The 12,697-nt window shown below is 61.7% G+C and carries 14 protein-coding genes; 5 read left to right on the top strand and 9 right to left on the bottom strand.

Annotated elements, in window-relative coordinates; all coding sequences use genetic code 11:
* Positions 1-508: 508 nt before the first annotated feature.
* The 3 genes from ACR0BZ_RS14985 to ACR0BZ_RS14995 all read right to left on the bottom strand — a co-directional run bounded on the left by ACR0BZ_RS14985 (position 509) and on the right by ACR0BZ_RS14995 (position 3,839).
* On the bottom strand, positions 509-1,156 hold the full coding sequence (locus tag ACR0BZ_RS14985; protein ID WP_480920622.1) for an AbiU2 domain-containing protein: 648 nt from the start codon (positions 1,154-1,156) through the stop codon (positions 509-511).
* A 170-nt stretch (positions 1,157-1,326) separates the two neighbouring features.
* Positions 1,327-3,126 (bottom strand): translation elongation factor 4, encoded by a 1,800-nt coding sequence (gene lepA / locus ACR0BZ_RS14990; protein ID WP_480920623.1) that lies wholly within the window; start codon positions 3,124-3,126, stop codon positions 1,327-1,329.
* Between the two features lie 119 nt (positions 3,127-3,245).
* The gene (locus ACR0BZ_RS14995; RefSeq protein WP_480920624.1) at positions 3,246-3,839 is read right to left on the bottom strand and encodes a hypothetical protein; all 594 of its coding nucleotides are present in this window, start codon (positions 3,837-3,839) and stop codon (positions 3,246-3,248) included.
* Positions 3,840-4,050: 211 nt separating this feature from the next.
* Between ACR0BZ_RS14995 and ACR0BZ_RS15000 the strand changes: the two genes are divergently transcribed.
* A complete protein-coding gene (locus ACR0BZ_RS15000) occupies positions 4,051-4,359 on the top strand; it encodes a hypothetical protein (protein ID WP_209598134.1) in 309 nt (102 codons plus the stop codon).
* A 65-nt stretch (positions 4,360-4,424) separates the two neighbouring features.
* Positions 4,425-5,378 carry a LysR family transcriptional regulator gene (locus ACR0BZ_RS15005; RefSeq protein WP_480484520.1) on the top strand — a complete coding sequence of 318 codons (954 nt, stop codon included), beginning with the start codon at positions 4,425-4,427 and terminating at the stop codon, positions 5,376-5,378.
* Here the strand turns inward: ACR0BZ_RS15005 and ACR0BZ_RS15010 are convergent.
* Positions 5,375-5,818: a low molecular weight protein-tyrosine-phosphatase gene (locus ACR0BZ_RS15010; RefSeq protein WP_480920625.1), complete on the bottom strand. Its 444-nt coding sequence runs from the start codon at positions 5,816-5,818 to the stop codon at positions 5,375-5,377. The two genes, ACR0BZ_RS15005 and ACR0BZ_RS15010, sit on opposite strands and share 4 nt — an antisense overlap.
* 27 nt (positions 5,819-5,845) lie before the next feature.
* Between ACR0BZ_RS15010 and ACR0BZ_RS15015 the strand changes: the two genes are divergently transcribed.
* Positions 5,846-6,544, top strand: a complete 699-nt coding sequence (locus ACR0BZ_RS15015) for an NAD-dependent deacylase (RefSeq protein WP_209505714.1) — start codon at positions 5,846-5,848, stop codon at positions 6,542-6,544.
* Positions 6,545-6,606: 62 nt separating this feature from the next.
* Entirely contained in the window at positions 6,607-7,215 is a 609-nt protein-coding gene (locus tag ACR0BZ_RS15020; RefSeq protein WP_209598138.1) for an HdeD family acid-resistance protein, read from the top strand.
* Between the two features lie 92 nt (positions 7,216-7,307).
* Here ACR0BZ_RS15020 and ACR0BZ_RS15025 read toward each other — a convergent pair whose 3' ends face one another.
* The 5 genes from ACR0BZ_RS15025 to meaB all read right to left on the bottom strand — a co-directional run bounded on the left by ACR0BZ_RS15025 (position 7,308) and on the right by meaB (position 10,070).
* Positions 7,308-7,781, bottom strand: coding sequence for a copper chaperone PCu(A)C (locus ACR0BZ_RS15025; protein WP_209505710.1), 474 nt, complete (start codon positions 7,779-7,781; stop codon positions 7,308-7,310).
* A 38-nt stretch (positions 7,782-7,819) separates the two neighbouring features.
* Positions 7,820-8,209, bottom strand: coding sequence for a hypothetical protein (locus ACR0BZ_RS15030; RefSeq protein WP_480920626.1), 390 nt, complete (start codon positions 8,207-8,209; stop codon positions 7,820-7,822).
* Between the two features lie 30 nt (positions 8,210-8,239).
* Positions 8,240-8,389 carry a hypothetical protein gene (locus ACR0BZ_RS15035; protein ID WP_209505706.1) on the bottom strand — a complete coding sequence of 50 codons (150 nt, stop codon included), beginning with the start codon at positions 8,387-8,389 and terminating at the stop codon, positions 8,240-8,242.
* Between the two features lie 189 nt (positions 8,390-8,578).
* Positions 8,579-8,866 carry a 50S ribosomal protein L28 gene (rpmB, locus tag ACR0BZ_RS15040; protein WP_008756960.1) on the bottom strand — a complete coding sequence of 96 codons (288 nt, stop codon included), beginning with the start codon at positions 8,864-8,866 and terminating at the stop codon, positions 8,579-8,581.
* A gap of 232 nt (positions 8,867-9,098) precedes the next feature.
* The gene (meaB, locus tag ACR0BZ_RS15045) at positions 9,099-10,070 is read right to left on the bottom strand and encodes a methylmalonyl Co-A mutase-associated GTPase MeaB (protein ID WP_480920627.1); all 972 of its coding nucleotides are present in this window, start codon (positions 10,068-10,070) and stop codon (positions 9,099-9,101) included.
* Between the two features lie 173 nt (positions 10,071-10,243).
* Between meaB and hrpB the strand changes: the two genes are divergently transcribed.
* Positions 10,244-12,697 carry an ATP-dependent helicase HrpB gene (hrpB, locus tag ACR0BZ_RS15050; protein ID WP_480920628.1) on the top strand — a complete coding sequence of 818 codons (2,454 nt, stop codon included), beginning with the start codon at positions 10,244-10,246 and terminating at the stop codon, positions 12,695-12,697.

The raw sequence follows: 12,697 nt of genomic DNA on the forward strand, positions 1-12,697 counted from the left end.
CGCCCGCCGGCACCTGAAACCATCATCCCGATGGATCACAGGCCGATGATGCACTAACAATCAACTTGGACCAGTCAGATGAGGCTGCTCAGGGTGAGGCGTGGTTTCGGCGGTTGACCCGCAGACCCGAGGGCCGCAAACGGCCAGAGCCCCAACGGCGCAAGCGCAGATACAACCGCCCAACCAACCCCGCCCCGTAGGGCGGGCTTCAGCCCGCCACCGGACACAGCCGATCCATGCGCATTGGTTTGGGGTCGGGGATATGGGGGAGTGGAGGATTGGCGGGCTGAAGCCCGCCCTACGGCACATTAAACCCGGTTGGGCGCCGGAACCGAGGGCAGCGCCGGCCCGAGGGGAGGCGCAAACGCGCCGCCCGTTATGCCGGAGGCAAACCTATGGTTTGACGGGGGCGGGTCGGCGCGGCCCGGCGGTGCCGCCGGGCGGGTGGGTAGAATTCGTTGTTAGTCAGAAAAACAACAGTTTTTGGGTTGGGAGACGAAATGGGCAACTATTCGCAATCTTTGAAGCAAGGCATATTTTCCCAGTAAGACTTACAGTAACTAAGAAATTGATCACGAGAACTATTGTAGTCGGATACGTCGCCTAGAACCAAATGGCGCATCCTCTCGATCAGCTTCAATGAATCCTCTGAGAACTCGTATAGGTCGTAGCGAGTGACTTTGTGATTTTCGAAACCATCAGGAAACAGCCTTGCTCGATCTCGGCTTTCGGCAACCAGATGCGCCAAGTTCTCAGACCTCATTACCCTCAAAACGTTCTTTGTTCTGCAGTTGAGCAGCCTTTGATATTCTGACAAAATCTTGCTCAGCATCTGATGCTGCTTCTCTTCCCAAGAACTGACTATAACTGAATCTAAGTCGGCCTTCCTTCGCCGTAGTATCGCCGGACATAGCTCCAAGATCAGTTGCATCGCATTTGGTACTGACTCAGCGTCTCTGCTCTGGTCCCAAAGCCTACTACACAGCAGGATCAGTGAGTTTTCTACTGCCACAATCTGCATATTCACTACGTTTCCTGCATAACTGCCGCCGTACTTCTCCCATCGGCTTTCGTTATCGGCAATGTCTCTAAGGAATGTTGCGAATTGAATGCCAGGACCGCGCTGTGCATTCAGGCGTTCAAGTATTCTGTCCAACTGCTCCACAGTACAAACCCATAGACTGATTTCATATTTGAATTGGATGCACGCAAGTCGGCACGTCAAGACTGTTGCAGAGGCGGTTGAGCCACCAACAACCCAACCCTGTGGGCACGCAGTTGGCTGCGCCAACCGCTTTCGCCCACCGTCACTAAAAATGGACAGCCTTAGCTGTCCATTTTTAGTGCTGAAATAAACGCCTCCTGAGGGATATCAACTTTCCCGAACTGGCGCATCTTCTTTTTACCCGCCTTCTGCTTGTCCAGCAGTTTGCGTTTCCGGGTGGCGTCGCCGCCGTAGCATTTGGCGGTCACGTCCTTGCGCAGGGCGGACAGGGTCTCGCGCGCGATGACCTTGCCTCCGATGGCGGCCTGGATCGGGATTTTGAACATGTGGCGCGGGATCAGGTCCTTGAGCTTTTCGCACATCGCGCGGCCCCGCATCTCGGCCCGGTCGCGGTGAACCATGGTCGACAGCGCATCGACCGGTTCGTCATTCACAAGGATCGACATCTTGACCAGCGCGTCCTGACGGTAGCCGGTCATCTGGTAGTCAAAGCTGGCATAGCCCTTGGTCACCGATTTCAGGCGGTCGTAGAAGTCAAAGACAACCTCGTTCAGGGGCAGGTCATAGACGACCATGGCGCGCTGGCCCGCATAGGTCAGGTCCATCTGGATGCCGCGGCGGTCCTGGCAGAGTTTCAGCACGTCGCCGAGATATTCGTCGGGCACCAGAATGGTCGCCTTGATGCGCGGTTCCTCAAGGTGGTCGACCTTGGACAGGTCGGGCATGTCGGCGGGGTTGTGCAGCTCGATCATCGCGCCGTCTTTCATGTAGACGTGATAGATCACGCTGGGCGCGGTGGTGATGAGGTCGATATCATATTCACGCTCGATCCGGTCGCGGATGACCTCGAGGTGCAGCAGGCCAAGGAAGCCGCAGCGGAAGCCAAAGCCAAGCGCGGCCGAAGTTTCCATCTCATACGAGAATGAGGCGTCGTTCAGGGCCAGCTTTTCGATCGCGTCGCGCAGGTCTTCGAATTCGGCGCTGTCTACCGGGAAGAGACCACAGAACACCACCGGCTGCGCGGGTTTGAAGCCCGGCAGGGCGACTTCGGTGCCATTGCGGTCATTGGTGATGGTGTCGCCGACGCGGGTGTCGCGGACCTGCTTGATCGAGGCGGTCAGAAACCCGATCTCACCCGGGCCGAGGCTGTCGATCATCTGCATTTCCGGGCGGAAGACTCCGACGCGGTCGACATGGTGCAGGGTGCCGTTCGACATGAACTTGACCCGCATCCCCTTTTTCAGCGTGCCGTCCATGATGCGGACCAGAACGATGACGCCCAGATAGGCGTCGTACCACGAATCCACCAGCATCGCCTTGAGCGGCGCGTCCAGAGTGCCCTGCGGCGCGGGCAGTTTGTGCACGATCGCCTCCAGCGTTTCGTGGATGCCCTGCCCGGTCTTGGCGCTGACCTGAATGGCGTCGCTTGCGTCGATGCCGATCACGTCCTCGATCTGTTCGGCCACGCGGTCACAGTCGGACGCGGGCAGGTCGATCTTGTTGAGGACCGGCACGATCTCATGATCGGCGTCGATGGCCTGATAGACGTTGGCCAGCGTCTGCGCCTCGACCCCCTGGGTCGAATCCACAACCAGCAGAGAGCCCTCGACCGCGCGCATCGACCGGCTGACCTCATAGGCGAAATCCACGTGGCCGGGGGTGTCGATCAGGTTCAGCACATATGTCTCGCCATTCTCGGCGGTGTAGTCGATGCGAACGGTGTTGGCCTTGATGGTAATGCCACGCTCGCGCTCGATATCCATGCTGTCGAGCAGCTGTTCCTTCATGTCACGATCCTGCACTGTCCCGGTCTCTTGGATGAGCCGGTCAGCAAGGGTGGATTTGCCATGGTCGATATGCGCGACGATGGAGAAATTGCGGATATGAGCGAGGTCTGTCATGGAGTGGGGATATGTAGAGGAATCGTGGGTTGGTCAAGGTGGGATAACAGTGTGTTCGATCCCACAATTGATCAATGATAGATGTTCCGAGTATCCGTCCACTTGCACCAACCGGACAACTATGAGGCCGGCGCACAATCCTCAGTCAGCTTGTAGTGACTTTCTCTTTGTGCTGTTTGAGAAAAATCCGGAGACAAGATGAGATCTTTGAGAAAAACGCTATGGCAAGAAATATCTCTTGCGTAGAACTGGCGGCGATCAACTGCGATCAGGTCGAATGGTCGAACTCTTTCAACAAAACGCACACTTACTTCAATTGAGAAGGGTGCCTCACCCTCATTCACAACAAACGATTCCTCCACGCCCAATTCGGTGGCTATTTTCAACTCGCTTGCTTCCTCAAACTCATCCACGAGTGCAAGAAGCATGTCAAAATCTGACAGATTGCTCGACGGAAAGCTGAAATCAATTTTCTTGTCCGCATCTAAGACCTTCACTTCCTGAAGAAGCTGATTAGTAATTCCCACCACAAGAACTCTGACGGGCCTATTTAGTTCATCTGACCGATCTTGAGCGAAGGTGTGCTCTACCGTTCCGATCACAGACATCAGCGTCGCAACAAGCAGGTAGGCAGGTATCCGCAGTTTCTTATATCTTTCCGCGTTCTTAGGATATTCACCGAAGCACCCTAAATGCGTGAAACTGGTGATCAAGTTGGATCGCAGAGCGCAACGAATTCGATTGCCGTTGGCAAAAGCCGGGCTGAAGCCCGGCCTACGGGGGTGGTGGGGATGTATCGTTTCCGGATCGTGCAATCACTTTTTCGCAACGTATGATTGATCCGCGCGCCCGTTTGATTCATACTCCGCCGCAGACCGAGAGGGGCGCCAGACCCGTCCGGGCAGGCAAAAACGAGGCTCGAGTATGAAACAGTTCCTCATTATCGCATTTTGTGCGGCATCGCTGACGGCGGTGGCTCAGGTCGCGGATGCGGCGCAGATCAGGCAGGCGTGCATGGCGTCGGATCGCTCGGCCGCGACGCGGGACCGGTGCAGCTGCATTCAGCGCGTGGCGGATCAGGCGTTGACGCGCAGCGATCAGAAAACCGTGGCGAAATGGTTCAAGGACCCCCATCAGGCGCAGGTGCTGAAGATGTCGAAAACCGCGCGCGATGATGCGCTGTGGGATCGGTACCAGAACTTTGGCCAGATGGCGCAGGCGATCTGCAGCTAACCCGTTCAGAATGCTTGACCTGATCCACGCTGCGCCCCAGAAAGGCGCAGCGAAAGGTGTATTGCATGGTAATGAAAGGGCTGACCCTGCGGGGCCTTGAAGTGTTCGAGGCATTGGCGCGGACGGGATCGGTGGCGCAGGCTGCCGAGATCACGGGGCTCAGCCAGCCATCCGTTTCGCAGCAATTGCGCAATCTGGAAAACGCGCTGGGGACCGAATTGGTCGATCACGGACGGCGGCCGATGCGGCTGACGCAGGCGGGGCGCAGTTTCCTTGCGCGGGCCGAGGCGGTTCTGTCCGAGTTGCACATGGCCCAGAGCGAGCTGTCGGTCATGGATCTGGGGCATCTGACCACGCTGTCGATCGGGCTGATCGACGATTTCGACAATGATCTGACGCCGCGGCTGGCCACCTTGCTGGCCGACAGCCTGACCCGGTCGAAATTCAAGCTGATCACCCTGTCGAGCCTTGATCTGTTCGAGGCGCTGGCCGAGCAGCGCCTGCATATGGCGGTCACCGCCCATAGCGGCGAAGTGCTGGAGGGGGTGGTCGAATACCCGCTGGTCCACGATCCGTTCATTCTGGTGGCCCCGCAGGGATCGGGGGGCGTCGAGGCCGTGCAGGAGCGGCTGCCGTTTCTGCGCTATGCCCGCGAGCAGCTGATCAGCCGCCAGATCGAGGCGCATCTGGCGCGCCGGTCGCAGGTGTTCGAGGAACGGTTCGAGATCGGCTCGCACATGGCGCTGATGGCCATGGTGGCGCGGGGTCTGGGCTGGGCCATCACGACGCCGCTGGGCTTCATGCGCGCGGCGCGGTTCCATGAGGGGCTGGAGGCGCACCCTGCCCCGTTCGGGGAGTTCTCGCGCAACATATCGCTGCTGGCGCGCACCGAGTGGTCCGATCAGGTCCCGCAGGAGGTTGCGGGCATGACCCGGCGTCTGATGCAGAACCAGATCGTGGACCCGGCGGTTGCCAAGCTGCCCTGGCTGAGCGGCCAGTTGCGGGTGACCGGCGGCTAGGTGTCCAGATAGGCGGCGAGCCCGTCAACTGCGGCCTCGATCAGGTCCAGCGCGCCGTCGAAATCCCGCGTGTAATACGGATCGGGCACATGATCGGCACCGGTCTGAGGGGCGAAATCCGTCAGCAGGCGAACCGGTGTGCCGTTGCCCGGTGGGCGCAGGTCTTCGATATCAGCGATGTTTTGGGCATCCATGCCGATGATCAGGTCGAACCGGTTGAAATCCGCGACGGTGAACTGGCGCGCGCGCAGGTCGCCGAGGTCGATGCCTTTGCGGTTTGCGGCCTTCTGCATCGGGCCATAGTGTGGATTGCCCGTGTGCCAGCCCATGGTTCCGGCACTGTCGGTTGCATGATGCGGTGCGCGGGCGCGAAAGACGCCCTCGGCCGCGGGAGAGCGGCAGATATTGCCCAGGCAGACAAAGAGGATACGGTGTGTCATGGCCAAGGTGTAACGCGCGGAGGGGATATGGGAAAGATCGTCATTCTGACCGGGGCCGGGATTTCGGCTGAAAGCGGGCTGAGCACCTTCCGCGACGAAGGCGGGCTGTGGGCGCAGCACCGGATCGAGGATGTGGCCACGCCCGAGGGCTTTGCCCGCGATCCCGCCTTGGTGCAGGGGTTTTACAATGCGCGCCGCGTTCAGGCCGCCGCTGTGCAGCCCAACGCGGCCCACATGGCGCTGGCCCGATTGCAGCAGGGCTGGCCCGCAGAGGTCGTGATCGTGACCCAGAACGTCGACAGCCTGCATGAAGCGGGCGGTGCGACGGGTGTCATCCACATGCATGGCACATTGGCGGGTGCCTTGTGTTCCGGGTGTGATCATCGCTGGCCGGCACCGCCCGAGATGGCCGTTGCCGAGCCCTGCCCCGCCTGCGGCCAGCCCACCGCCCGGCCCGATGTGGTCTGGTTCGGTGAGATGCCTTATTACATGGACGACATCTACGACCACCTTGCCAGCGCATCGATCTTTGCCGCCATCGGCACCTCGGGTCAGGTCTATCCGGCGGCGGCCTTTGTCCACGAGGCGCAGGCGGCGGGTGCGCGGACGGTCGAGATCAATCTGGAACCGACGACCGGGCCCTCGGGCTTTGATGAGCGCATTGTCGGCAGGGCATCCGAAACGGTTCCGCGATGGGTCGGTCAGCTTCTTGCGGAAAATTCTTAAGCTACAGACAACGCTGGCTTAATTTGTGTACACTATCTGCGATAGCGACTGGAGGATGCGCCATGACTGATCAAGACCCCCGCACCGGTGAAATCCTGGATGACGGCAGCATGGCCGGGCGCGACATGCTGGGGGAACAGCTTTCCAGCCTGTGGTGGACTTTTCTGCTGCGCGGGGTGCTGGCCGGACTTGTGGGCATCGCGGCGCTGTTCTGGCCATCGGGCAGCATCGCGCTGCTGCTGCGGCTGGTCGGTGTTTTGCTGATCCTCGACGGTGGGCTGACGCTTTTGGGTGTTGGCCGTCGCGGGGTGCTGGGTGGTGCCGCGATCGGCGCGCTTCTGATCGGGCTTATATTGCTGATCTGGCCGGAAGGCACGGTGAAACTGGCGTTTTTCCTGTTGGGTGCATGGGCGCTGATCATCGGGATCGGATCCCTGGCAGCTGCCGGGCAGATGCATCCAAATGACCCGCAGCGCGGTTCCATGCGGGTCTCGGGATTTGTCGCGCTTGTCGTCGGGCTTGTCCTGATGATCTGGCCGGCGGTGGCGCTGGTTGCGCTGGGATGGGGTATCGCATTCTCGGCGCTGGCCATGGCCGCTGTGATGTTCTGGCTGGCTTCGCGATTCCGGCAGGCGGGCGACCGCGTCGGTATGAAAACCATCAACAAATAGCACTGTCCGCAGCCGCGTGGAAAACAGGCCGGGCAGAGCCCGGCCTGACGCATGGATGAGGGCCGCAGCGCGGCCTGAAGACAGGCGCTGCCCTAGTTCGAATGTGATCCGTGGCCGCCTTTGTCCTGACGCTCCAGATCGACGGGGATCTCGATCTCGACCTCGCCTGCCTTTTCAAAGATCAGCGTGACCGGCACCATGGCGTCCTGTTCGAACGGGGCCGTCAGACCCATGAACATCACATGGTCGCCGCCGCGTTTCAGCATGTGGGTTTCACCGGCCGGAATTGCAAAGCCTTCTTCGACATGCACCATCTTGGCCACGCCGTTTTCATCGACCTTGTGGGTGTGCAATTCCACACGCGCTGCCGCGTCCGAGGTTGCACCGATCAGCCGGTCATCCGCGTCGCCCTGATTGTGGATCATCATGAACGCGGCTCCGGCGATGGCGGTCTTGCCCGAGGAGCGGGCATAGGCGTCGTCAACCTTGATGGGGCCTTCGGCAAAGGCGGGGATGGCCAGCGACACGGCGGCCAGAGTTGCAAGCAGAGTGGTTTTGAGGGACATCGTGCCTCTCCTGTATAAAGGTTTGAAAAGGGTGGGTTTCAAACGCTGACAGGAGGCGCGCGGGCCGGGGTTGCGGGAACCGGCAGGGCGATCTGGTTGCCCAGATGCCGCAGCGGTGACGGCTGCGCCTGTTCCGGTGCGGCTGGCAGTGCCGGTTCGGCAACTGCAACGGCCCCCAGCAGGGATATCGCGTAGTCCGGGCAATAATGCGGCGGGGCGGTCGGTTGCCCGTTTTCGTCCATATAGACGACGACCGGTCCGGTGCCCGTACACAGCACCATCTGACCCACGGCTTTGTCCATGCCGCGCGACATGGCCAGCCCCTGCCCGGTCAGAACCAGCAGCAGGGACAGCGCATAAGGCAGAAATCTGGTAACAGCAGGTCTCATCCTGACCCAGCTATAGGTCAGCAGCGGGAAAAGCTTCAAGCGCCAAAGGGTCGCGCTTGAAGCTGTTTTTCAGTAATCCAGTCCGGGTCTTTTTACCGTGTCTGCGGTGAAGCTGGTATGGGACCGGTTCACCCAGCGCTGCATCCGCGTACAGGTTGCAATCGCCTTGCGGAATACCGCGGCCAGAAACAGGAAAAGATAAAAACTTTTTAACGTCATAATGTGGCCCCCGCCTGATGAATGACAGTGACGTTAGGTCAGATTCGGAAACTTGTATGTGAAGAAGTTCACCAATGGCGAAAAATTAGTTCCAGATTGAGAACAATGGGGGCCGAAAGGGGCTGGCCCAACAGAAAAGGCCCCGCACCGAGAGGGTGCAGGGCCTGAAATTCTGTTGGTTGAAAGACCTTAGGCCGAAGCTTGCGCCTTGGCGATTTCTTTCTTCACTTTCAGAGCGTTTGCCGACAGCTCATCATCCTTGGCTTTGGCCAGGAACGCGTCCAGACCACCGCGGTGGTCAACCGAACGCAGCGCAGCCGCCGAGATGCGCAGCTTGACGCCACGGCCCAGAGTTTCGGACTGCAGGGTAACGTCATTCAGGTTCGGCAGAAAACGACGACGAGTTCTGTTTTTGGCGTGGCTGACATTGTTGCCAGTCATCGGGCCTTTTCCGGTCAGTTCGCAACGGCGCGACATGGTTTCTTCCTTTGTTTCTGGAGGCCGGGCTGGATACCCGCGGCCAAATCACAAGGGGCGCAACCCGAAGTCGCGCCCGAAAACTGGTTGGATGCGTGTAGTGGGAATCGCGCGGGGGGTCAAGACGGGCTACGCGAAATCTTTCATTTTGCCTGCCATGCAGGAATGGCCCGGACGGGCCATGCCGTTGGCAAGAGTATTTGGCAAAAGGTGAAACGTCTATGACGGCCCTTTAGCCGAGCGTGTCCAGAAGCTGACCGGCAGCGACCGCCGGGCTGAGTCGCCCTTGCGAGACTTCGTCGTTCAGGCGCTCCATCTCGGCGCGGGCCTGCGGTGTGTCGAGGCGGGCGAGAAGGGCGTGGCGGACCTCCTGATCGAACCAGTAGCGGGCCTGGGCAGCGCGGTTTGCCTCCCAGATACCGGTGTCGCGGCGCCATTGGGTCAGGGTTTGCATTTCGTCCCATGCCTGTTCCAGCCCGTGTTCTTCGACGGCGGATACGGTCATCGCCTTGGGGAAGCCTTCGGGGTCCTGTGGGCGTTTGCGCAACAGCCGCAGGGCACCGGCATAATCCGCGCAGGTGCGGGTGGCGGTCGCTTTCAGGTCGCCATCGGCCTTGTTGACCAAAATGATGTCGGCCATTTCCATGATGCCGCGTTTGACACCCTGCAACTCGTCCCCGCCCGCCGGGGCCAGCAGCAGCAGAAACAGGTCAGACAGTTCGGACACCACCGTTTCCGACTGTCCCACGCCCACGGTTTCGATCAGCACTACGTCATAGCCTGCGGCCTCGCACAGGGCGATAGCCTCGCGGGTGCGGCGGGCGACGCCGCCAAGGTGGCTTTGGCTGGGAGAGGGCCGGATGAAGGCGTTCTGCTCGCGGCTCAGGCGCTCCATCCGGGTCTTGTCGCCCAGGATCGAGCCGCCCGAGCGGGCCGAGCTGGGATCGACCGCCAGAACCGCAACGCGCAGCCCCTGCCCGGTCAGCATCATGCCAAAGCTTTCGATGAAGGTGGACTTGCCCACGCCGGGCGTGCCGGACAGACCGATACGCAACGCCTGACGGCCCGAACCGGCAAGCTGTGCCAGAAGGTAGCTGGCCTGTGCCCGGTGATCGGCGCGGTTGCTTTCAACAAGGGTGATCGCACGCGCCAGCGCCCGACGCTCGCCCTTCAGAATTCTGTCGCTCAGGCTGTCTGTCTGCATTCTTGTCCCGATCCTAGAGGCAGGAACAGTTGCCGTGCTTGGGGGGTGTTTGTCCAGACCGGAGGCGGCAGGAATTGCGAAGATCGCGCAGCCTGCGTCATTTCGTGCGGGGCGATTTGCTGATGTGAGCGCGGAAACTGGACGCCACCTGCGGGATCGCGGATAAGGGCCGGATGACCCTACGCCTGCCCATAGACGACGCCATACCCGGCCTGCTGGACACCCTGCGCGCGCAGGGGCGGGCCGTGCTGCAAGCGCCGCCCGGTGCGGGCAAGACCACGCGGGTTCCGCTGGCGATGCTGGAGGCGGGTCTGTGCGGCGGCAGGATCGTGATGCTGGAGCCCCGGCGGCTGGCGGCACGGGCCGCGGCAGAGCAGATGGCAGAAACACTGGGAGAGCGCGCAGGCCAGAGTGTTGGCTATCGCGTGCGGGGCGATGCGAAAGTGTCAAAAGACACAAGGATCGAGGTGGTGACCGAGGGTATTCTGACCCGGATGCTGCAATCGGACCCTGACCTGCCGGGCATCGGGGCGGTGATCTTTGATGAATTCCACGAACGCTCATTAAACGCGGATCTGGGGTTGGCGCTGTGCCTTGAGGTCACGGGCGCGCTGCGGGACGATCTGATTCTGCTGGCCATGTCGGCCACGCTGGATGCAGACCCGGTGGGGCGCCTGATGGCCGCGCCGCTGGTTACGTCGGAAGGGCGGAGTTTTCCTGTCGAGATGCGCTGGCTGGATCGGCCATTGGGGCCACAGGCGCGGCGGCTGGATGCATTGGTCGATCTGGTTGTTGAAGCCGAGCGCGAGACCCGCGCCACCGGCGGCGGGATCTTGGTGTTTCTGCCTGGTGAGGGTGAAATCCGGCGGGCTGAGGCAGCTTTGACCGGACGCCTGCCCGCCAGTTGCACGCTGCGCCCGCTGTTCGGGGCCATGCCCTTTGCGGCCCAGCGCGAAGCGATTGCCCCGGTTGAGACCGGGCGCAAGGTGGTTCTGGCGACGTCGATTGCAGAAACCTCGCTGACGATCCCCGATATCCGGGTGGTGGTGGATATGGGGCAAGCACGGCGGGCGCGGTTTGATCCGGGCTCGGGCATGTCCCGGCTGGTGACCGAGCGGGTGACACGGGCAGAGGCCACGCAACGCGCGGGTCGTGCAGGCCGTGTGGCTGAAGGGCTGTGTTACCGGCTTTGGTCAAAGGGGGAGGATGGCGCGCTGGCCGCTTACCCACCCGCCGAGATCGAAGCCGCCGATCTGACCGGGCTGGCGCTGGAGCTGGCCCTGTGGGGCGCGGATGCCGCCGATCTGGCCTTTCTGACCCCGCCACCCGAAGGCGCGATGGCCGAGGCGCGTGCCCTTCTGGCGATGCTGGGCGCGCTGGACGGCAAGGGGCGGATCACCGAACACGGGCGGGCGCTGGCGGCGCTGCCGTTGCATCCCCGGCTGGGGCATATGCTGGTGCGGGCCGGACCGAATGCCGCGCCTTTGGCCGCCTTGATGGCCGAGCGCGACCCCCTGCGCGGCGCGCCGGTGGATATCGCCTTGCGGCAAGAGGCACTGCGGGATGTGCGCACCTTTCAGCGCAACCGGGTCTGGCAGGTGAATAAGGGGGCCGTGGATCGGATCAATGCAGAGGCCAAGCGGTTGACGAAACAGGCCGGAAGCAAGACGGATGATCTGAGCGCTGCCGCCATGGCCGCCCTCGCCTATCCCGACCGCATCGGGCAGCGCCGCAAAGGCGATGCGCCGCGTTATGTGCTGTCGGGGGGTAAAGGCGTCGTGCTGGACAGTGGCGATTCACTGGCGGCCGCGCCTTTTCTGGTTGTCACCGACACCGATGGCAACCCGCGCGAGGCAAAGGTGCGGATGGCCACCCAGATTTCGGAACGCGAGATCCGCGAACTGTTCACCGACCAGATCGATTGGGTCGAGGTTTGCGCCTGGTCGAAACGCGAACGGCGGGTCGTTTCCCGGCAGCAGGAGCGGTTCGGGGCGATCACGCTGGACGACCGCATCTGGAAGGACGTCCCGGACGACGCCGTGGCGCTTGCGATGCTGGACGGGGTGCGCGATCTGGGGTTGCGGCTGGACGGGGCCGCCGCACGGCTGGCCGCGCGAGTGGAACTGGTGCGTGCCGACGGGGTGGACCTGCCCGACTTTTCGGTCGAGGGTCTGATGGCTGAGCTGGACGACTGGCTGTTGCCGATGCTGTCCGGTGTCAAAAGCGCAGAGGACTGGAAACGGTTCGACCTGCTGCCCGCCTTGCGCGCGCGGCTGGACTGGGCCCAGACCCAGGAACTGGACCGGCGCGCCCCGGGATCGTTTGAAACACCCCTGGGGCGCAAGGTACCAATCGATTATGGCGCGGCGGTCCCCGAAATCTCGGTTCGGTTGCAGGAGCTGTTCGGAGTGACCCGGCATCCGGTGGTTGGCGGACAGCCCCTGAAGATTACGCTGCTGTCCCCGGCGCAGCGCCCGATCCAGATTACCCGCGATCTGCCGGGGTTCTGGGCCGGGTCTTATGCGGATGTGCGCAAGGATATGCGGGCGCAATACCCCAAACATCCATGGCCCGAAGACCCGACACAGGCCGACCCGACGCTGAGGGCCAAACGCAGGCAGGAATAG

Source organism: Ruegeria sp. P8, from assembly GCF_056534665.1.

Excerpts from the sequence above, each read along its gene's own strand:
- ACR0BZ_RS15000 (WP_209598134.1), top strand. The coding sequence starts at position 4,051 with ATGAAACAGTTCCTCATTATCGCATTTTGTGCGGCATCGCTGACGGCG.
- ACR0BZ_RS15010 (WP_480920625.1), bottom strand. The coding sequence starts at position 5,818 with ATGACACACCGTATCCTCTTTGTCTGCCTGGGCAATATCTGCCGCTCT.
- lepA (WP_480920623.1), bottom strand. The coding sequence starts at position 3,126 with ATGACAGACCTCGCTCATATCCGCAATTTCTCCATCGTCGCGCATATC.
- hrpB (WP_480920628.1), top strand. The coding sequence starts at position 10,244 with ATGACCCTACGCCTGCCCATAGACGACGCCATACCCGGCCTGCTGGAC.
- meaB (WP_480920627.1), bottom strand. The coding sequence starts at position 10,070 with ATGCAGACAGACAGCCTGAGCGACAGAATTCTGAAGGGCGAGCGTCGG.
- ACR0BZ_RS15025 (WP_209505710.1), bottom strand. The coding sequence starts at position 7,781 with ATGTCCCTCAAAACCACTCTGCTTGCAACTCTGGCCGCCGTGTCGCTG.
- ACR0BZ_RS15035 (WP_209505706.1), bottom strand. The coding sequence starts at position 8,389 with ATGACGTTAAAAAGTTTTTATCTTTTCCTGTTTCTGGCCGCGGTATTC.
- ACR0BZ_RS15005 (WP_480484520.1), top strand. The coding sequence starts at position 4,425 with ATGGTAATGAAAGGGCTGACCCTGCGGGGCCTTGAAGTGTTCGAGGCA.
- rpmB (WP_008756960.1), bottom strand. The coding sequence starts at position 8,866 with ATGTCGCGCCGTTGCGAACTGACCGGAAAAGGCCCGATGACTGGCAAC.
- ACR0BZ_RS15015 (WP_209505714.1), top strand. The coding sequence starts at position 5,846 with ATGGGAAAGATCGTCATTCTGACCGGGGCCGGGATTTCGGCTGAAAGC.
- ACR0BZ_RS15020 (WP_209598138.1), top strand. The coding sequence starts at position 6,607 with ATGACTGATCAAGACCCCCGCACCGGTGAAATCCTGGATGACGGCAGC.